The following is a 20715-nucleotide window of genomic DNA, read 5'->3' on the forward strand; positions in this document are numbered from 1 at the left end:
GTCCAATCCCCTTGATCGATTGCACGCCGGTCAATCCCCTCGACCCGATCGCCTATCGGACAGCCGGCGCGCGCAGCGAAGGTCAAGGGCGGCGGCAAGTTTTCCGGGAGACGGGCATGCCTTCCGCCGCTACCCGTCCGGAAAACTCCGGCCGGCGGCGAAGCCTTGCCCTTGACCGCAGCGAGCACGATGGCAGGCTCGCAGCGGTTCGGGACGGTGTTGCCTGCGCTATCATGCCAGTGCTCATGGCGTTGCCGATCGCACTCGCGATGATCGTCGCGCTGCCTGGCTTGGCATCGGCCGATCCGCCATCGAGCAATCGTCTGGCTGACCATTCATCGGTTTCCGTGTCGTCCGGTCCCTATGCCGGCTTTGTCGCCGACGCCGCCAAACGCTTCGCCATTCCGGAGCATTGGATACGCGCCGTCATGCGGGTCGAAAGCCGCAATGATCCGGCCGCGATTTCACCGAAAGGCGCGATGGGCCTTATGCAGATCATGCCGGCGACATGGGCCGAGTTGCGCGTGCGCCATCATCTTGGCGACGACGCTTACGATCCGCGCGACAACATTCTGGCAGGCGCTGCCTACCTTGCAGAGCTGCACGACCTTTACGGCTCCCCAGGCTTTCTCGCTGCCTACAATGCCGGGCCAGGCCGCTACGAAAAGCATCTCGTAACAGGCGATCCGTTGCCCCACGAGACCATCGACTACATGGCAAAACTCGTGCCGATGATTGACACGGAAGCTGCGCCAATCGTGCGGATCGCGGCGCGGTCGCGGCGCAATGAATGGGCCGATGCGCCGTTGTTCTTCGTGCAGCGAGCCGATGTGCATCAAGTGAAAGACGGGTCGGCGGACAGACGATCGAAGCGCTCTGGGAATACGACCGCGATCATCGATCTCTCGGCTCTCGCACCGGGGGCCGCGGACATATTCGTCCAGCGCGTAACCGATGAGGAGCGGCAGCAATGAGGGGTGAGGCATGGTGTGCTATGGAGGTCCGGATCGTAGTTGGTGCGGCAGAGGGTGGGGGCGGTGCGAAAACAACCGGGTATGGCAAGATAAAAGGCCGCGCATCGCGGCTTGGACGGTCGGTTGTTTTGATTGGCCTTTTCCAGCTTTTCCGCACCTCGCGGCTCACAAGCGCGATGTGTGCACCCCCAAATCATCCAGTAATTTCAACGGATTTCGCACCTCGCGGCGGAAAAACGCATGAACCGTGACGACGATTTCCGCGTCCGGCCAGGGCGCATCCGCTCGAGCAAGGCCCAGAGGGCAAGACCGTTCATCGCCCAGGCGCTGGCCGCCGCCGAGAAGGCCGGCGGGCGCGTATCGCGATCTAGCAAGATCACGTCCGGCCGGGGCCGCGGGCCGAGCTTCGCCCGAGGGCGCGTGGCGAGCGTGCGCGCCAATCGCCTCATCACCAATCGCACGCGGCATTGCACCGTCAAGGCACGCTTCGTTCGCAACAAGGGTGAGCGCGGACCGCTCGCACGGCACCTGAACTACCTGCGCCGGGATGGGGTCACCCGTGATGGCGAGAAGGCGCGCATGTTCGGCCCTGAGACCGACCATGCCGATGCGAACGACTTCGCCGATCGTTGCAAGGACGACCGGCATCATTTCCGGTTCATCGTCTCCCCGGAAGACGCGGTGGACATGGAGGACCTGAAGCGCTTCACCCGTGAACTGATGCAGCAAGCGGAAAAGGATCTCGGCACGAAGCTCGACTGGATCGGCGTCGATCACTGGAACACCGACAATCCACATGTGCATGTCATCCTGCGCGGCCGCGCCGATGACGGGCAGGATTTGGTGATCGACCGGGACTATATCCGATCCGGTCTGCGGGATCGGGCGCAGGACCTCGTCACCCAGGAGCTTGGGCCTCGCACCGAGCGCGAGATCAGCCGATCGCTGGAGGGCCAGATCGAGGCGGATCGTTGGACAGACCTCGATCGTCAGCTTGTCCGCGACGCCGGCAGGCACGGCATCATCGATGTCGCGCCGGCGCCTGACCGCCAGCCCGACGAGTACCTGGTGCAGAAGGTCGGGCGGCTGCGTCATCTCGAACGTCTCGGCCTTGCCGAAACCGTCGGTCCCGGTCAGTGGATCATCGACGAGGAAGCCGAGACAACCTTGCGGGAACTCGGGACCCGCGGCGACATCATCAAGCGCATGCATCAGGCTCTCGCAGGGCAGGGGATCGAGCGCGGCGAGGCGGATTACGTGCTATCCGGTGAGACGGATCGGCCGCTCATTGGCCGGCTGGTCGAGCGCGGCCTCGACGACGAGCTGCGGGGGACCGCCTTCGCCGTCGTCGACGGCACCGATGGTCGTACCCATCACATTCGGTTTCCCGACATCGAGGCGGCGGGCGACAGCGCGCCGGGCTCGATCGTCGAATTACGTTCCTTCGAGGATGCGAGAGGCACACGTCGTGTCGCGCTCGCCATCCGCTCCGATCTCTCGCTCGATGCGCAGATCAAGGCTGAGGGCGCGACCTGGCTCGATCGACAGCTCACAGCCCGCGATCCGGTCGAGCTCGGTGGCGGTTTTGGGTTCGAGGTCGGCCAGGCGATGGAGGCGCGAACCGAGCATCTGATCGGGGAGGGCTTGGCGCATCGCGAGGCCGGCCGCGTCGTCTTCGCCCGAAATCTTCTCGGCACCCTGCGTCAACGCGAGCTCGATGCGCTGGGTGAGAAACTCTCGCAGGAGATGAACATGCCGTTCCACTCATCGGCTGCAGGGGAGTATGTCGCCGGCACCTATCGCCAGCGGTTCGCGCTCGCCTCCGGCCGCTTCGCCATGGTCGATGATGGCCTCGGCTTTAAGCTCGTACCATGGACACCGTCGATCGAGAAACATATCGGGCAACACATCTCTGGCGTCGGCCGCACGGACGGCGGCGTCGATTGGAGTTTTGGCCGCAAACGCGGCCTCGGTCTTTGAACCGCGAGCCGCAAGTAATTTTTCGATGGCGTGCGCCGGTTTGCGATGTCCGCTTTCGCGCGCGTTGCAACACGCGGTGCAATCGCCTTCCACTGTTGTCCTGCTTCGACTGCGGAAGGGAACAACGACTTGCCTACCACGCGCGTGCTCTGGGGCCAGATTATCGTCGTCCTCGTGATCGTGGCCCTCGCGATCTGGACGGCCACGCAGTGGACGGCCTGGCGGCTCGGGTTCCAGCCGCAATTGGGAATACCGTGGTTCGAGGTCGCCGGCCTGCCGGTCTATCCACCGCCGGCGCTGTTCTGGTGGTGGTACTTCTATGACGCCTATGCCCCCCACGTCTTCTTGGAAGGCGGCGCCATTGCCGCATCCGGCGGGTTGCTGGCGATTGCCGCCGCGATCGCCATGTCGATCTGGCGGGCGCGTGAAGCCAAGGACGTCCATACCTATGGGTCCGCCCGCTGGGCCGCACGTGAGGAGATCGAGAGGGCCGGGCTGCTGGGCAATGACGGCGTCGTGCTTGGCCGCTATGACGACGCCTATCTCCGCCATGACGGCGCCGAGCATGTGCTCTGCTTTGCCCCGACCCGATCCGGCAAGGGCGTTGGCCTAGTCGTGCCGACGCTGCTGACCTGGCCGGGCTCGGCGATCGTCCACGACATCAAGGGCGAGAACTGGGAATTGACCGCCGGCTTCCGCGCCATGCATGGCCGCGTGCTGCTCTTCGATCCGACCAATCCTAACTCGGCCGCCTACAATCCGCTGCTGGAGGTACGGAAAGGCGAATGGGAGGTGAGGGACGTCCAAAACGTCGCCGATGTCCTGGTCGATCCCGAAGGCTCGCTTGAAAAGCGAAACCATTGGGAGAAGACCTCCCACTCGCTTTTGGTTGGCGCGATCCTGCATGTCCTTTATGCGGAGAAGGACAAGACGCTCGCCGGTGTCGCGGCCTTTCTCTCCGATCCCCGCCGGCCGATCGAGTCGACGCTCGCTGCGATGATGACGACGGCGCATCTGGGTGAGAAGGGGCCGCACCCGGTCATTGCAAGTGCCGCCCGCGAACTGCTCAACAAATCCGACAACGAGCGTTCTGGGGTGCTATCGACGGCGATGTCATTCCTCGGGCTCTACCGCGATCCGGTGGTGGCGACCGTCACGCGACGTTGCGACTGGCGAATTGCCGACATCGTCAGTGGTGAACAGCCTGCGACACTTTATTTGGTCGTGCCGCCCTCCGACATATCAAGGACCAAGCCGCTCGTCCGTCTCGTTCTCAACCAGATCGGCCGGCGACTGACGGAGGATCTACACGCGCGAGATAGTCGGCATCGCATGCTGATGATGCTCGATGAGTTTCCCGCACTCGGCCGCCTCGACTTCTTCGAGAGCGCGCTCGCCTTCATGGCGGGCTACGGCATCAAGGCCTTCCTGATCGCGCAAAGCCTCAACCAGATCGAGAAGGCTTATGGTCCCAACAATTCGATCCTCGACAACTGCCATGTGCGGGTGAGCTTCGCCACCAATGACGAACGCACCGCCAAGCGCGTTTCCGACTCGCTCGGCACGGCGACGGAGATGCGGGCGATGCAGAACTACGCCGGCCATCGGCTGGCGCCGTGGCTCTCACATCTGATGGTCTCGCGATCCGAGACGGCGCGGCCGCTGCTGACTCCCGGCGAGGTGATGCAGCTTCCGCCGGATGACGAAATCGTCATGGTTGCCGGCGTGCCACCGATCCGGACGAAAAAGGCGCGGTACTACGAGGATGCGCGGTTCAAGCAGCGTGTCCTTCCGGTTTCCTCCGCGCCGCATGTTGATGCAGCGCTCAGGACGGATGACTGGTCGTTACTGCGTCCGATCTCGGCCCCACTGCACGGGGAGCGGAGCAGCATAATCACCAACCAGACCGATGAAGAGGAAGCGGTTGATCCAGCCGATGATGCCGCCAATGCTGGCCTGCGCCGTGAGCCCGGCCTCGAGCAGCACAAGGATGTGGCGCCCCAGCCAGCTATGTCGCCTTTCAATGAGTTCGAGCCCGACATCAACGAAGCGGAACGCGGTGCCGTGAACAATCAGGCGCTGGCGCGAAGCATGCGCCAGGTTGCGCGGCAGATTTCGCTGGATACCAACGACGGCATGGAGCTGTGACTCATGGTACCACGCGCTGACAAGAAACAGCGACTGTCGGCCTATCTTGATCCGGAGTTGAAGCGTCAGCTTGCCGATTTCGCGGAGCGGCGAGGGCAGTCTTGTTCTCTTGTGGCCGAGGCGGCAATTGCGTCGTTTCTCTCGCCAGATGCGGACGAGCGGAAGGAGGCAGGTCTTGCGAAGCGTCTCGATCGGATCGATCGCAATATGCAGCGGCTCGAGCGTGACATCAGCATCGCCAACGAAGCCTTTGCCCTTTTCATCCGCTTCTGGCTGAATTCGACCGCGTCTCTTCCGCCGGCCGCGCAAGCCGCGGCCCGTGCAACGGGTGGCGAGCGGTATGACAAGTTCCTTGAAGCACTCGGGCGGCGGCTCGCGGGAGGGCCAAGGCTTCACCAGGAAATTTTCGATGAGGTTGAATCTTGACTTTCCAAAGCGAGCCGAACCGGAAGAACGATACCGTCTTGAAGAGAGGCCCGCCGCTCGCGGCGCGCACCCATGACAGCCGGGCGGTCGCAAGGACGACCAAGAATCCCGGGGACTCCTAGATTTCCGTGGGACGTGCAAGCCGGCCTTGCTCTTTGTGAGTTCACCCGACGCCAGAGGATGTTCTCCTGAACAGCTTCAAGCAGTACTGCGTCGACGCGATTAAGTAGTCATTGTGGAATCATGCGTGGCGCGGGGGATATTGCTCGAAAGCTGCATGTTGTCCCGTTTAAATGACGTCAATTGTTGCCGCGCTATTCTCAAGGAGACCCTTTCAAGGGGACCAACAGGTTTTCCTTGGAGTTCCCCGTGCCTGCGTACGGGTCGCGCAATACCGAGCCGCCGCTAATAGGCTCAGCCCCCGTACCCTTCACATGCGGTTCTCGAGATACTCGTGTCAAGCGAACCGAGGAATTGCCCCCCCTATTGCCTCACCTAGGAATGTTACCGAGCGCAGCGAACGCCTGGGTGCCCGTATCACCTGCCGCCGCGACGGCAGGTGATACGGGCAAGCTCTTTATCCAGCCGCCATCAAGGATAATCAGCCCAGCCATTTCCATGCGCCAGGCTTTGACGAGCCGTTGCACCATTCTGATGTTCTTGTCTTTGAAGCGCGCCGGAGCTGTGCTTTTCCGAGCGCCAGTACAGGGATCGGCGAAGATCGCGGTGGCTCGTATGCTCGAACGGGGAGAAGGCATGACTGATCAAAAACATTGTTATGCTGGCGTCAATGGGGCGTCGGAGAGCCATCATGTGTTCCTCACGGACGGTAAGCGTCGAAAAATCGGCAAAGGGTCTTTCAGGCACGGCGGCGAAGGGCTCGCCGAGATGGCCGCCTTGCTGATGGCGACGAGCGGCGCGGTTGAGAGGGACGCAATCCAGCTCGCAATTGAGGTGCCGCACGGCCCCGTGGTCGAGACGCTGATTGAGCGCGGGTTCAGGGTACATGCCATCAATCCGAAACAATGGATCGTTTCCGCGACCGCTTCACCCTGGTCGGCGACTGGCCAACGCCATGTACCATTGGGCGCGCGTCGCCGTTCAATACGACCTCACACGGGCGCGCCCAGCGATCAGTCGCCGATGGCCTCCTCGCCGTCGCCTGCGCTATGCTGATCATGCTGAAAACTGGCACCACCTTCGACCCCTCTCTGGTCGCTCCAAAATCCGCTTGTTAAACGGTGGGGAGTCCCCCCGGCTGATGCCGGGAACACTTAATCCTGTGGCGGCACGAGCGAATGTCATTTTCTTGGGTACGACAGCCGGAATGGTTGGAGGTTCTACGACCTTTGTTGTACCACTTCTGAGCGGTCCACACGGGAAGGCTGGCCGAATGTTGCCGCCTGAGACCGTAGATAAGTCCATTGCTACGAAAGCGACAGTCTCCTCGCTGAAAGTAGCGCCATTGTCATTATACAATCTTATCAATTGACCGGACGCGCCGAAATTGTCATGCTACCGAACGGTGGATCTGGAAAGGTCGCAACGCCAAATAGATCACCATGGCGCCGGTGGAGCAACGCTTATGTACGGTTCGCGTAGATGGCCAGCAGTCGAGGTGGATTCAATTGATCTGCGGATCCTAATGGCCCTCGAAACAGATGGACGCATTCGCAAAAGCGAACTTGCGATGCAGGTCGGTCTATCAGCGAGCGCGTGCCTGGAGCGTATGCGTAAGCTCGAGAAAAAGAGACTGATTCTTAATTATCACGCAGAGATAAATGTTCGTTTATTGTCGCACGTTGACTTTTTCTTCACAGAACTAAAGCTTTTCCGCCATAGAGCGCATGATTTTGAAAAATTCGAACGATGCGTGAGGGCCAACAAAAAAATTATTGAATGCTTTGGCCTTGCAGGTGGGATAGATTACATAATCAAAGTTGTTTCAAAAAGCGCAACTGAATACCAAGTCATCATCGACGATTTGCTCGTCTCTGAAGTTGGCGTCGAAAAGTATCTATCCTATGTAGTTACAAAGGTTGTCAAATCATCAAACTACACGCCAATATCATCATTAGATTTTGTTTCTGAATAAGACTGCAGGATGATTGGGTTGGGACGTATGCCCCGGCGAAGCCGGTATCAGTCACAATTTGTTGGCAGATGGCTGATGTAAGCCCGGTTTTCCCACTTGAGGCGCACGCACGTTCCTCACTGCTTGATCTGGCGCACTGGCATCTCGTGTCTTAGGACGAGATGCCAGAAACACATCGGCTGCACTCAGTCACTCATTTGCCGCATTATGCAATTATTCAAAGAGCCAATTTCGAAGTGGCTCATCGTTTTTGCATGAATCATCGACCTTCGCTCGAGGTGAACTGAGGAAAGCGGAAATTATTCTGTGACGGCACGGGCTGTCCGCACCGTGCCCCTGCCCTTGCAGTTCTACACGTTGCAGATTGGGCATCGTCTTCATCAGTATTTCGCTCCATCTTGTCCCGCAGCAAGTGTCTAGCTGACCGTGGAGTGCAAGGACCGGCAGGCCAACCACCGGTGGTGTGTTTAGATTAACAGGCACGTCTGAATCCTCTCCCCACCACGCGCACAGCAGGTTCGGCTCAAAGCCCATCAAAGCCGGCTCACGCTTGATCATCGCGATCGATTCTTCAGGTGTCGGCCGATTTTTTCCCATATCACCGCACATGTGAGCCCAGAGGTGTCCGAGTGCCCAAGGCGGAGTCTCTGGCTGGACCTTGTCGATCGCGCCAAGATTAAAGAACTCGTTCAACGAAGCATAATCGTCCCGTTTTATAGCTCCAAGCACTTTGGGTAGCAGATGGTAGTTGTCGGGAAGATAGATATACAGCTGGCTAAGAAATGCAGCGCCATCGATTCGGACCTTGCGCTGCCCGCCCGTTTCAGTGGACACGGTGGTTTCATAAGGTTTGGCATCAAGGATGGCCCGCACGCGGTCCACCTCGAACATATATCCAGGAAATCTCTGCGAACATTCTTTGCTTTCGCGCACGCAGGTTGCTAGAATGTCCGCATATACTTGTTTTAGGGTGAAAAACTCGTCAATTGCAGGTCTGTTTCGGAGTTCATTGATCCACGGCCATCCGAGGACGGCCGATCGAACATGTGCTCCATGATATTTTAAGAATGACAGGACCGTACCCGCACCGGTAGAGACGCCATAGAGATCGATGCTCTCATAACCGAGCGCTTCGCGGATCTCCTCGTAGTCTCTGACAATTTCGTAGTCTGTGTACTTTGTGACGTCGACGCCATCTTTTTTTAGTTTGTGGTAACAAGCCTGAACATAGTCACTTTGCTGCTTGATGCGTGTATCGAGATCCACCGGATCGAACACGTCGGGTGCGAATTGCCGCCAGTAGTGATTGATGGCGTTTAGTCCCGGACAATGTAAAGCAGGTCTTGCATACATGAAACCTCGCGGTTCGACGAGTACGAGCCTCCGCGGTTTGATGTCCTCAAGCGTCGCCTGGATCTTCTCTTCATTTGCCAGGTGCGTCGCCCCCGGCCCTCCAAAAAAGAAAAAGACCGGAGTTAGTTGCGGGTCACTGTCTCCGTTACTTAAGACTGCAACCGGCAGCGTCACCGTTTTGCCGTTGGGATGATCCCAGTTCTCCTCTCCCGTGAACTCGTAGCACGTGGCTCCGAGGGTCATTAAAGCTTCCGTTGCGCAGTGCGACTGCCTGAGCATGGATTGTGCAGCCGCCCCGGAGGTGAAGCCCACATAAAGCAGGGTTGCGGCCAAGGCTGTCACACCGAGCCACGAATGATGTCCAGAAAGCACTCTCATAAGATTTCGATCCTCCCAACAGTAGTACGCCGGAAAGGATATGCGACAATCACCACTTGTTTTTTCGGCGCACCGGAAATGTGCCGAATAAGTTACTGATATAGCTGCCGCGAAGCACAAAAAATTTCGCGGCTGGCGCCTTATGTTTTCACAACGAGCACGTGGCGGGCAGGAACACGACATCAGGCTGGATGGATCGCGTTGTGTACTAGGCGATTTACGTCGTTCTTAGAATCGCACCCAAGCCCTTGACACATTCAAGATGACGGCATTAGCTAGTGTGGGCGTGAGAGCAACTCTCAAATCCGCCGCATGCAGTCGCGCCCAAAGGGCCGGAAATGCTCAAGTTTAAGATCGCAAGCTAACGAACTCGCTCGGTGATTGATATCATAAAGCCTTGTGCAGCTGAGGCTTGTGTTCGTGATCGAAACCAGAACGGAGGCCCACGATGACGGTTTCGACGTCCGGGATCGGGTTGACCGAGGCATAATCGTGCTTGTAGATTTTGGGCTTGCCGATGTCGCCGAGCAAGGATTTTGGTGTCCTTGGCGATGAAGCAGGATCCTTTTCGGTGGGCCATTCGAAGGGCTGTGGCGGCATGTCGATGCGGCCGAAGCGGATCTCGACGGCGGTGATGAGGCCTGCACGTCCTCGCTTTTGATGCCTTCGGTGGTGGCGACAGGGGTGATTGCCTCGCACGGTCGCAACAATCGAGAGCTAAGGCAACGCGGGCCTTCTCCTTGTTGTCGCGTCGATCTCGAAGCCGTCTGGGCACCATCTGGTGTTTGAGCGCGCGACGGCGACCTGTTTTTTGGCCGCCGGCGATTGTGGGGGCTTCCTTGAGCATTTCGCTCTCCATCGAAAGGCGCTGCAACTCTTGCACCTGGCCTGAAGTGCCCGGTATTTCGAAGCGGGGCCGACTTCTTTCTCGGCGGCCGTCGCGGTCAGCGCTCCGTGGAGGCCAGCCTGCGCCATGCGAACAACTGGTTCGGCTGAATACCATGGCGGGGCAACGAGGCTCACCGTAGTATTCGCCTCGCAGGTCTCATGGACCAGCTTCTGCGCCGTGCTCCAGCGCCGCTGTATCGCTCCGGAAATAGTGGGGAGGATGGCCGGGGCTTTCGGGCCATCTCACTCAATGTCAATCTGACGGAACAGTTTAAGTGCGGTCGTTGCCCTTCAAGAGCAGCGACCGCATTGCGCAACTAGGATATGGAACCCGCGAGCATCCGTTTTTTGGCTTGGGCCAGTGGATCCGGCACAGGAACAGAATTGATGAGCAGCCGCGTATAATCATCGCTTGGCGACGACATCACTTGGCGAGCGGAGCCAAGCTCCAGAAGCTGTCCGTGGCGCAGAACTCCCACGCGGTGCGCTATTTCTTCAACCACAGCCAGATCATGGCTAATGAACAGGGCCGCAAACCCCAGCTCCTTTTGCAATGCCCGGAACAGCTCAAGCACTTTGGCCTGGATCGAGACGTCCAGCGCTGAGGTTGGTTCGTCCGCCACGATGAACTCAGGATTCAGCGCAAGCGCACGCGCAAGACCGACCCGCTGCCGCTGCCCGCCTGATAGCTCTCCTGGATAACGCGTGGCCATCTCACGCGGTAGCTGCACCTGATCAAGCAACTCGAGCACGCGCGATCTGAATTCTGACGACGAAGATAGCGCGCGATGCACACGCAGCGGCTCGCCGATACAGTCGAAAACCGTCATAAAGCGGTTGAAGGAAGAAGCCGGATCCTGAAAGACAAATCCCACGCGTCTGCGCAATTGGCGCAGGCTCTCACCTTTGACATGACGCAGATCAGCGCCAAAAAGCCGCATCGCGCCGCCTGTGACGGGCGAGAGCCCAACGACCGCCCGGCCGATCGTGCTCTTCCCTGACCCACTTTCACCGACAAGGCCCAAGACTTCGCCGGCTGCAATGTCGAAGCTAACGCTCTTTACCGCAGGCACTGGCGTTCTACCGAAGCGGCTGGGATAGGTGATCTCCAACTGATCGGCCACAAGAACCAGCCGCTCCCGGCTGGTGTTGTCGTCTTTCGCTGTCCCTTGACCCAAACGAGGCACTGCCGCTAACAACCTGCGAGTATAGTCTGCTTTCGGTGACGAAAACAGCGCAGTGCTAGAGGCTTCTTCGACGATCCGGCCCTGGTACATTACCGCGACCCGGTCTGCGAGGTCCGCCACTACGCCTAAGTTGTGGGTGATGATCAGAATCGAACTACCCAACTCGTCCCTGCAGCGCCGCAGCAGATCAAGAATCCCTGCCTGGACGGTTACATCGAGCGCTGTAGTCGGCTCATCGGCAATGATGACCGCCGGGCGTAACGCCAGCGCCATCGCTATCACAACGCGCTGTTTCTGACCGCCAGAGAGCTGGTGGGGGTAACAATCCACCCTCGTCTCGGGATCGGGGATGTCGACATCGCGCAGGAGTTCGACGGCGCGGGCGCGGCGTTCACGAGGATCCCGCATTCCGTGTGCCTTCAGCCCTTCACCGATCTGCCAGCCGATGGTGAAGACAGGATTGAGCGCGGTTGAGGGCTCCTGAAACACCATAGCTGCGGCTTCACCGCGAAGCCGCTCCAGATCGTTCGGAGAGGCTTCAAGCACGTTGTCTCCGGTCAGGCTGATCCGCCCATCGACAACAGCACCCTCGGGGAACATTTTGAGGACCGAACGCGCGGTCAGTGATTTGCCCGAACCACTCTCGCCCACCAAGGCGAGGATCTCACCCGGTCGCAATTCCAATGAGACATCGCGCACAGCCTCTACCGCGCCTCTGCCAAAGGAGATTTTCAAGTTCTCGATTTTGAGGGGCATATTCATTAGCGCTCTCCTTCGCTAGTGCGTGGCAGGACAAGGCGAAAGAGCCTTTTGGCCATGCCTGGCTCCGAGCGGACGCCCATTCTTGGGTCCACCAAATCGCGCAGACCGTCTCCGACCATGGTGAGTCCGATCACGGTAATCACGATGGCCGTACTCGCGAAAAAAACCATGTAAGGCGCTTTTGTGATCGCAGCTTTGCCATCATAGAGAATATTTCCCCAACTCGGCGCGGGTGGAGGAACACCCGCGCCGAGGAAGCTCAACGCCGCTTCGATCACGATTGTCTCAGCGAAAATGAAGGTTACCTGAACCGCAAGAACCGACAGAACATTGGGAAAGATGTGTCTTGCCATGATGTGAAGATTGCTCGCTCCCATGGCGACGGCAGCTTCGACAAACGTTTCCGTGCGAAGCGCCAGCGCTCGGGCACGCACGAGTCGGGCGATGCCGGGCACGAACACAATGACGAGCGCAATTAACAGATTACTGAATTTCGGTCCGAATGTCGCCGTCAGCGCCAGCGCAAGCAACATCGCTGGAATGGCCATTAGGCCATCGCATATCCGCATGAGCACATGGTCCAGAAGACGAGAAAAACTCGCCAGAATGCCCACCGCGACACCGATAGCAGCGGCAAGGATGGTGACGCTCGCTGCCAAGCGAAGCGAGGTCGAGGCGCCGGCCAAAATACGTGCTGCCAAATCTCGCCCAAAATTGTCGGTGCCCAAGAGGTGCGTGGCCGACGGAGCCTTTAGCCGGTGCAGAGGATCGACTGCTAGCGGGTCAAGACCGAGCAAGTGCGGGAGCGCCGCCGCTGCGAATGCCATCCCGGCGATGATGGTAAACCCGAAGATTAGCGGAGGATTGTGCAGCGCCCGAGAAAGGGCGCCGCCTCGTGTGCTCCTGATTGTGTCGTTGGTTCCAGTCATAGCCATGATTTACTTCGCTCCTGCATCTGAAAGTCGTACCCTCGGGTCGATCAGGCCGTAGAGCAGGTCCACCAACAGGTTGAGCCCGAGATAGACGCAGGTCAGAAACAGCACGACGCCTTGCAAAACAGGATAATCCCGCCGCTCAATGGCATTGACGAGCAGGGAGCCGATTCCAGGAATGTTAAAGATTGATTCCGCCACCACTGCTCCGCTGACCAGCGACGCAAAGCTCAACCCGATCATCGTGATGATCGGCAGCCCGGCGTTGCGAAGGGCGTGTGCGAAGAGCAACCGGGTCTCGTTAACCCCGCGTGAGCGGGCGGCATCCACGTATTCTGATTTCAGCACGTCAAGCACCGAAGCGCGCACCGTGCGAGTGATGACCGCTGCATAAATCGTACCGAGCGAAAGCGCGGGCAGGATCAGATACCGCATTCCATTCCAAGGATCGCTAAATGGATTGCGGTAGCCTGCGACTGGCAACCAGTGCAGCCAGACCGAAAACGCGATGACCAGAATAAGGCTAAGCACGAAGCTTGGGAACGTTAGTCCAATCAGCGTAAAGCCAGCAACGCCACGATCGAAGATAGAGCCTCGCCAGCGTGCAGCTAAGGTACCCAATGGAATGGAGATGACGAGTGCATACAAGATCGTCAGCACCGCCAGTTGCAGGGTCGGTAGAAAATGCTGGCCAATGGCTTCCGCCACGGACATGTTTAGAAAGTAGGAAGTCCCTAAATCTCCATGAATCGCATTTAAGATCCAACGGAAATACTGGACCCAGAACGGGTCATTGAGTCCCATGCTGTCGCGCAGATTTTGAACGTCAACTTCCAGCGCTTCCGGCCCAAGCGTGGTCCGTGCCGGATCGCCAGGCGTAAGGTAAGCCAGCGAGAAGATGATGACGGATACGACAAGCAACACGGGCAGCAGCGCACCCGCTCTGCGCAGAGTGTAGGAAAGCATGGCGTTTGCTCCAATTAAGTTGCGGTACCGCCCTTCGGATCAAGGGCGGTACCGTTAGAGGTGTAGCATTCGACTGCTCAGGCTGAGCATTCAGTCGGTTAGGCGAACCGTCCAAGGGATTGGTTCGTATTGAACCTGAAGTCCCTCGACCCGTTTCGACATAGCGAATGGGTAATCAACCTCACCAATTCTGACCGATGGAATGTACTCTTGGTTCCAAGCATCGAGATCGCCATATAGCTTCTGCGCTTCTTCCGTGGTTTTGGCATTGCGGAACTTGGTAAGAATTTTTTCGAGTCCTGCATCTTGAGCCCCCCCGGGAAGGTCTTTGTTCAAGAAGATCAGCTGGGTAGGATCAGCCTTCGGAACCGCGGCCATTATGATCAAATCCCAGGCATTTTTGTCCGCACGGACTTTTACGAACGTCGACCAGTCGTAGCTTTCCACTTTAACATTCAGTCCCAGCCCCTGCAGTTGTTGCTGGATTACGATAGCGGAGTTGTACATTTCGGCGAAGTCACGCGAGGTGATAAGGGTCAACTCACTGCCATCATAGCCCGCTTCTTTGAGCAGTTCCTTTGCCTTGCCGGCGTCGGCAGGATTGAATTCCGTCTCGCCCACGTTTGGAGCCCACTGCTTTTGGGCCAGCAGCATCAAATGGTTATTTAGTCGGAAGAATTTCGGATCTACTGCTGCAGCCGCAAGAATTGACTGGCGCTCAACTCCAACGCTGACTGCGCGTCGAGCACGAATATCGTGGAAGATTCCTGGTTTTCCGTAGTTGAAACCCACGTTGAGCAGAACGCCAGGGAACGATCCGAGCTTCAGACTTTCATTAGCCTGAATTTCGGAGATGTTGTCGAAAGCGACCGGGTTGACGAGATCGTACTCACCTGTAGACAGACCCAGTGTACGAGTAGATTCATCCGGTACGAATTCGACACGCAGTTTGTCAAATGCGGGTGTTCGGTTGCCCGCAGTGCCACTCTGTTTCCCACCAAAGCTAGTATACTTGTCGTATCGTTCCAACTCCATCATGCGATCGGCCTGCCAATCGACTAGACGAAACGGCCCCGTGCCGACGATTTCAGTGACGGGCTTGTCCCCAGCAGCGGCAACGATTTCAGCCGGCATAATCACTGCGCTTTGAGCGAATAGTGGTGCTAATGTTTGCAGCGCATTGAACCTTGGAACCGGCAGCTGGAGCGCAACCGTGTTTTCTCCCTCAGCGGTCCAGGTCGCGCCTTGGAAAATATTCTTGCCAGGCTGTGAATAGGCTTCCCACCGCTCAAGCGAGGCTATGACGTCCTGAGGTGTCAGCGCCCGACCATTGTGGAACTTGACGCCGGGACGCAACGTGAAGCGATATGTTCGTCCATCTTCGCTGACGTTCCAACTCTCGGCCAACCCTGGTTGGATTTGCATGTTCGCATCGAGTGTCAGCAGGGTTTCGAAGATGTTTCGAGCGAGTATATTGGTCGTTGTGGCGGTCGAGACATGCGGGTCGAGACTTGGCGGCTGAGAACCGTTCGCGACGACTAAGGCGTCGCTTTCCGCTGAGGCTGTAGGACCTGCGAACGCGAGTGAGATGACGGATAGTATCGTTGCAGCCAATGGCCCGCGTACGTGCTTTATATGGATCATGATGGTCGTTCCTCTCTGTCTTGGTCTTCGGGTGTCAGCGACGGACTAGAATGAAGGCTCCGTCGCTGTTTTCGGTTCACTTGCATTGCGGTGGCCGGCGTTGCCGGGAGCATCGCGGTGGGCCATATCCGGAAGAAGGCCTCTCTCGTGTGTGACCAACCGGCTGATGTCTCCGCTGATGTCCAACTTGGTGCCAAACGGCTGGGAGAGAGCCGAGAATCGTTTAAGAATGGCAGATGCCGCATCACCCGAAGCAAGCCGTGGTCTTCCTCGGCGATGACGAGCTTCGCCGAGCCCCAGCGACACCGGGTGTACTGTCAGAGAGACGAGGTCGTGACCTTCGAACTCGCAGATCGGCAATACGGTCTCCCAATATCTTGCATATGCGGGAAAGCCGATGCGATCGTTATCCGATCTCTTTTGGTAGAGAGCACCTGGCGTAAGACTCTCGTCCACGCGGAAATAATCGTACGAATCCGCTGGCAGGCGCTGTACCAACTCATTCTGGCCGATGAAATTGCCAAGGCTATAGAAGATCGGTTTCTTCTTATAGATTTCGAGGCCTCGCAAAATGTGAGGACCATGGCCCACGATAACATCAGCGCCAGCGTCGATGGTAGCGTGCGCAAACTCCGTTATAAATTCTGCGGGATCCTCTTCCCGTTCTCCCAGTTCGTGGGCGTGGATGCTCACCAACACGATGTCAGACATTCGTCGAGCTTCTTCGACCCAGCGTAGGATTTCATCGAGATCTTTCTTGTTTGGCGACTGTCGGTGCTTAGGTTTAGCACTCGCCCGAAAATTCATGCCGTTGAAGGGAAAGATATCGCCGCCAGCTTCGAAACCGAAGCCGAGGTCAATATCGAGGCGCCGCAACTGCTCGATGCCCAAGTCCGAGGATATCTTTTTTATCTGCTCGAGCTGTTCAGGCAGAACTTCGTAGACGCTTTCGACGCGAAGCGGGTTCAGACCTGGTCTACCCTGCATTGCACGCGTACACCTGCTTGCCTGTTGGCCTCTAGCAAAGGTCGATGCACAAGCAATCATGCTCACTGTTGCAGATGACGTCGTGAAATATGAGACTTGCCTCGCTTCCTCGAGGTCGCGGCCGCAACCCGCGTGACACAGTCGTCGGCTGTCAAGCTGATCCAAGACATATTCCAGGCCTGATATGCTGTAGTCCAAACTATGATTTGTGGCCGTGGCGAACATATCGAAGCCCGCTTCGACAAGTTCATCGAGGATCCAGGACGGTGCGCCAAAATGCGATCCGCCACTGTCAAGCGCGGGATCTCCTCGATAGTCGTTGGGTAGTACTTCAAGGTTTGTGAAGGCGACGTCAGCTTCGCGAATAATATCAAATAAGGGCTTCACTTCTCCGTCTGATTTGCTGAGAAGTCGCCTTTGAACGATGCTGTCGCCGGTCAGAGCTATGATTGTCATGTGTAGTTATCTCTGCTTGTCGATCGATCTCGAATGGAACATCAAGGGAATGGGTCTCCAGCTTCCTTTGGAAGCGGGGATGTTCCTGCGATAGAAGCAATGGAGGACCCGGGTACCGCGATTCTACTCGCTACATGCCCGAACACGATCCCGCTGCAGCGCGCTGCTACTATCGTCCGCTCGCCCGTCGAGGGATCAAGAATCTGGGCGACTTCTTCGCCGGCCTCGATAAAATCACCAGGACCCTTCGAGAAAAGAATAATCCCCGGCGCATCAGCTTGAATGTAGTCAACACAATCCAGCGTTATGTGGCGAGAATTGTTTTCCAGATGTTCTGCGCTACTAGGATCAAGAACGCCGGTAGCTTCCATAAAGCTAATCAGGCCTCGTGCATCTGCGATCGCAAGCTCGTCGCGCACATCTCTTGTTCCGCGATACTCGAGAGTCGCAGCAAGGCATCCGGTCATCGAAACATTGGGAAGAACTTCTTGCGCAGCACGCCACGGACGAAAGCAACTATCCTTAAAAGTCCCAGGGCCGTAAGAGCCGCCGATCGTGACAACACTGCCGATGTGCCGGGAAAACAGTTTCGCGGCGGGATGCGCCGGATCGGAGACATATGCATAGACAACTGCCTCGTCGTCACAGTGAATGTCCAGAACGTAATCCGCGTCGATGGCATGACCGAGGAGGGTCTGTTTCATGCTGTCGAGCTCGGTTTTGGGAACAAGCGCGGCAACTGCCCTCCGCAGTGCCAGCTTGACGATGGCCTCATCCACGACCTCGCCCTTGGTCGTGAGCGTAGAAATGTTTTCGACGATAGGGGCGCTAACGTCGGGGAAATTTCGATTGAAGTTGCCGCCAACGCCCAAATCAGACCGGCCGGCGTGGTATCCTTGTATCCTTTGGGACAACCCAATGGGATTCGCACAGGGGACTATGACAATCTCTCCCCGCGGTTCGCCGTCCCTTTCCTGCAGCATTTTTATGACATGATGGAGGATCACCATTCCAGGCGGTTCATCGGCATGGAGGCCGGCCTGCAGATAAATCTTTGGCCCAGGACGCCCAGCACCAAAACGATACAGGACCAACTGGCGCTGTGTGCCGATCGAGGAGATCGAAAGCGGGACCTTTTCTATATCGGATCGCATTCCGGGGCCTTTCATGTTTTTCTCATCATCCGCCGAGCCGAGCAGGGATGCCTTGTGCTATAGCGAGCCGTGATCCCGCACTGCCGGAGCATGGACGAACTGCAAATCGGATTGAAATCGCACGCTTCAATTGGAGACCGGGTCGGCTCCGAAACACCAACGCCTTGGCACCGCGGGCAGGTAGCCGAAACAGCTAGCTCACCGAGTGCGACCGCGTGCGACGATCTGTGGAGTTGCTCCCGATTTTCATCAATTACCTCCAGTTCCCCCGGCGCGATAGCCTCACGCTTTCTTTATGGATTGGCTGGCGGCAAGCATGACAATTTTAGGTCACGTGGTCAATTGATAATATTGTGCAATAACAATAAACATTGGCGTGGTGGCGTGAGCAATGGAGCCCCATCCGCAAGATTCGGTCAAAAGGCGGGGATTTCTATTCCGATAAGGTCTTACCGACCGAAAAATCTCTAAGTTGGCAGACTGCCGAAGATGCGGCCTTGTGGGGAAGGAAAACGCCCGCAAGCGTCCCCACTTCAAGGCGCAGTTGATGCTCAGCTTCCCGGTCGTCGGAGAAGTCCGAGATGTGCGCGGCTAAGGATTTAGGGGGCCAGAAGCAGTAGATCCAAAAAACGAGGTCGGTTTCCGAAGTGGAAGTGAGAGCCGTGATCTACTGACTCGTGCGGGAAGCACCAAAAACCGAATTTCGACCGGAGATTCTCGTGTCCGTGGTTAGTCAACGGAGGGAATCGAAGATGGTTTACATGTCGAAGAGGATCGGTTCCGGTTCGCTGTGCAACAAGTTGTGAATCACGGCCAATCCTCGCTGCAGCTCTTCTTCCGTTGTCGATCCAACCGAAACTCGCACCGCCGGCTGCCAATCAGATATGGCGAAGGCCGAACCTCGCGCAACGGCCACTCCCTGCTTGCGGGCATGCGATACAAATTCGTCTTCGGCAAATTTTTCGCTAAGTGGAAGCCAAATATGCATGGCTTCTGGATGAGAGCAGTACGGAAACCCCTTGAGAACTTTCGCCACAAGCTTGTGCCGTTTAGTGAGAGCCGCGCGCTGCCATTCCAGTAATTCAAGGCCCGTGCCATCTTCAACCCATCGGGCCGCAATTTCCGCGATCAAAGGTGTCGCGGTCCAGTTCGTTACGAGCTGACGGTTTTCTACGGCAGGGAGAAGGCGCTCTGGCGCAACTAGATAACCGGTGCGCAAGCCGGGCATCACCGGCTTGGTAAAGCTCGTGATGTACAAGGTACGCTCCGGTGCAAGTGCTTGAAAAGGAGGTGGCTTTTTGCTTACGAGCGGCCCTAAGGCATCATCCTCGATAATGTTTAGGTCGTATTTCCGAGCGATTTCTACGATCGCGACGCGTCGGCTCTCGTTCATAACGAAGGCGGTAGGATTCAAGGCATTGGGAATCATGAACAGGGCGCGGATTTTGTTCTGCTGACACGCACTCTCCAACGCCTCAGGGATTATCCCGTTGTCGTCTATCGGCACGCCGTGGACCTTCAAGCCCAAGTAGGACGCCAGTGGCAGCATAACGTGAAGTCCTGTTGCCTCCGTAGCGATCGCCGCGCCCGGCTGACATGCAGTGATGAACGCCACCGTCAGGGCGGGTGTGCCACCGTTTGTGAGATGGATGGTCTTTTCGTTTGTCTCGAGGCCGCACAGCCTCAGCCACTCTACGGCGATGGAGCGGTGGCGAGCGAACATTGCGCTTGGCCGAGTTCCGAGGACGGTACTAGGCGGCATATCGACGGCCAGGGTGGCAAGCGTAGACTTCATGCGTTCGAGGTGTATTGTATCGCAGATCGGCTTCAATATGGACAGATCGATGAGGCCGGTCTGCCGCTCCGGAACGTAGGGCGACACTGCATCAGAGCTCGCGTTCACATTGCGGATAAAAGTTCCGCGCCCCGTTTCCCCAGCTATGAGACCGCGGCGTGCAAGTTCCTCGTAGGCTCGGGAAACGGTCGGCAGGGAGACCCCAAGTTGATCCGCGAGCCGTCGTTGGGGTGGCAGTTGCTCACCTGGTTTTAGTTCACCTTTCGTCACCGCTTGAGCGATTTGATCGGCAATGGACAGGAAATATGGTTGAGCCAGACTGTCCTTAGATGGGGTCCAAATTGTCATGCTTTTTCCTCAGCGTGTCTGCGCGAATAAACCGTCTTGCACCCACAACATGCGCTTGAAATTTGCATACACCATGCGGGTTGCCATACGAACCGATTTTATTGTCATTGTGCAATTATAGCAATTGACCATGGGATGCAAAATTGTCATGTTGATGGTCGGCGGTCAAGTTTGGGAGCGAAGCCGCCCATATCAGCATTTCTCGCGAAGCTGAAGAGGCATACTTGCTGCTTCGAGGCATT

General features: G+C 57.5%; 14 protein-coding genes and 1 pseudogene. 6 read left to right on the forward strand and 9 right to left on the reverse strand.

Annotation, left to right across the window (positions count from 1 at the left end):
• The first annotated feature begins 116 nt into the window (after positions 1 to 116).
• The 6 genes from RHIBR816_RS33840 to RHIBR816_RS0108975 all read left to right on the forward strand — a co-directional run bounded on the left by RHIBR816_RS33840 (position 117) and on the right by RHIBR816_RS0108975 (position 7623).
• Positions 117 to 974 carry a lytic transglycosylase domain-containing protein gene (locus RHIBR816_RS33840; RefSeq protein WP_245262570.1) on the forward strand — a complete coding sequence of 286 codons (858 nt, stop codon included), beginning with the start codon at positions 117 to 119 and terminating at the stop codon, positions 972 to 974.
• Positions 975 to 1214: 240 nt separating this feature from the next.
• Complete coding sequence (locus RHIBR816_RS0108955; RefSeq protein ID WP_018236185.1) at positions 1215 to 2954, forward strand: VirD2 family relaxase/mobilization nuclease; 1740 nt, start codon at positions 1215 to 1217, stop codon at positions 2952 to 2954.
• A gap of 129 nt (positions 2955 to 3083) precedes the next feature.
• A complete protein-coding gene (locus RHIBR816_RS0108960; RefSeq protein ID WP_026186792.1) occupies positions 3084 to 5102 on the forward strand; it encodes a conjugal transfer protein TraG in 2019 nt (672 codons plus the stop codon).
• A 3-nt stretch (positions 5103 to 5105) separates the two neighbouring features.
• Positions 5106 to 5528, forward strand: coding sequence for a hypothetical protein (locus RHIBR816_RS0108965; protein WP_018236187.1), 423 nt, complete (start codon positions 5106 to 5108; stop codon positions 5526 to 5528).
• A 756-nt stretch (positions 5529 to 6284) separates the two neighbouring features.
• Positions 6285 to 6704, forward strand: a complete 420-nt coding sequence (locus RHIBR816_RS33845) for a hypothetical protein (RefSeq protein ID WP_245262571.1) — start codon at positions 6285 to 6287, stop codon at positions 6702 to 6704.
• Between the two features lie 409 nt (positions 6705 to 7113).
• The gene (locus tag RHIBR816_RS0108975; RefSeq protein ID WP_018236190.1) at positions 7114 to 7623 is read left to right on the forward strand and encodes an Lrp/AsnC family transcriptional regulator; all 510 of its coding nucleotides are present in this window, start codon (positions 7114 to 7116) and stop codon (positions 7621 to 7623) included.
• Between the two features lie 213 nt (positions 7624 to 7836).
• Here the strand turns inward: RHIBR816_RS0108975 and RHIBR816_RS33850 are convergent, their stop codons facing one another.
• From RHIBR816_RS33850 to RHIBR816_RS0109025, 9 genes and pseudogenes are all read right to left on the reverse strand, one after another.
• Positions 7837 to 9354 carry an alpha/beta fold hydrolase gene (locus tag RHIBR816_RS33850; protein ID WP_018236191.1) on the reverse strand — a complete coding sequence of 506 codons (1518 nt, stop codon included), beginning with the start codon at positions 9352 to 9354 and terminating at the stop codon, positions 7837 to 7839.
• Between the two features lie 387 nt (positions 9355 to 9741).
• Positions 9742 to 10464 (reverse strand): annotated as a pseudogene (locus RHIBR816_RS35745) (transposase).
• A gap of 95 nt (positions 10465 to 10559) precedes the next feature.
• The gene (locus tag RHIBR816_RS0108990) at positions 10560 to 12191 is read right to left on the reverse strand and encodes an ABC transporter ATP-binding protein (RefSeq protein ID WP_018236193.1); all 1632 of its coding nucleotides are present in this window, start codon (positions 12189 to 12191) and stop codon (positions 10560 to 10562) included.
• Complete coding sequence (locus RHIBR816_RS0108995) at positions 12191 to 13126, reverse strand: ABC transporter permease (RefSeq protein ID WP_018236194.1); 936 nt, start codon at positions 13124 to 13126, stop codon at positions 12191 to 12193. The genes RHIBR816_RS0108990 and RHIBR816_RS0108995 overlap by 1 nt, the downstream gene beginning before the upstream one ends.
• 3 nt (positions 13127 to 13129) lie before the next feature.
• Positions 13130 to 14089 carry an ABC transporter permease gene (locus tag RHIBR816_RS0109000; protein WP_018236195.1) on the reverse strand — a complete coding sequence of 320 codons (960 nt, stop codon included), beginning with the start codon at positions 14087 to 14089 and terminating at the stop codon, positions 13130 to 13132.
• Positions 14090 to 14179: 90 nt separating this feature from the next.
• On the reverse strand, positions 14180 to 15733 hold the full coding sequence (locus RHIBR816_RS33855; RefSeq protein ID WP_018236196.1) for an ABC transporter substrate-binding protein: 1554 nt from the start codon (positions 15731 to 15733) through the stop codon (positions 14180 to 14182).
• Between the two features lie 45 nt (positions 15734 to 15778).
• On the reverse strand, positions 15779 to 17176 hold the full coding sequence (locus RHIBR816_RS0109010; protein ID WP_018236197.1) for a CapA family protein: 1398 nt from the start codon (positions 17174 to 17176) through the stop codon (positions 15779 to 15781).
• Positions 17177 to 17217: 41 nt separating this feature from the next.
• Complete coding sequence (locus RHIBR816_RS35750; protein ID WP_084811026.1) at positions 17218 to 18345, reverse strand: succinylglutamate desuccinylase/aspartoacylase family protein; 1128 nt, start codon at positions 18343 to 18345, stop codon at positions 17218 to 17220.
• 742 nt (positions 18346 to 19087) lie between these two features.
• On the reverse strand, positions 19088 to 20473 hold the full coding sequence (locus tag RHIBR816_RS0109025; protein ID WP_018236199.1) for a PLP-dependent aminotransferase family protein: 1386 nt from the start codon (positions 20471 to 20473) through the stop codon (positions 19088 to 19090).
• Positions 20474 to 20715 lie beyond the last annotated feature (242 nt).

Source organism: Ensifer sp. BR816 (assembly GCF_000378985.1).
GTDB lineage: Bacteria > Pseudomonadota > Alphaproteobacteria > Rhizobiales > Rhizobiaceae > Sinorhizobium.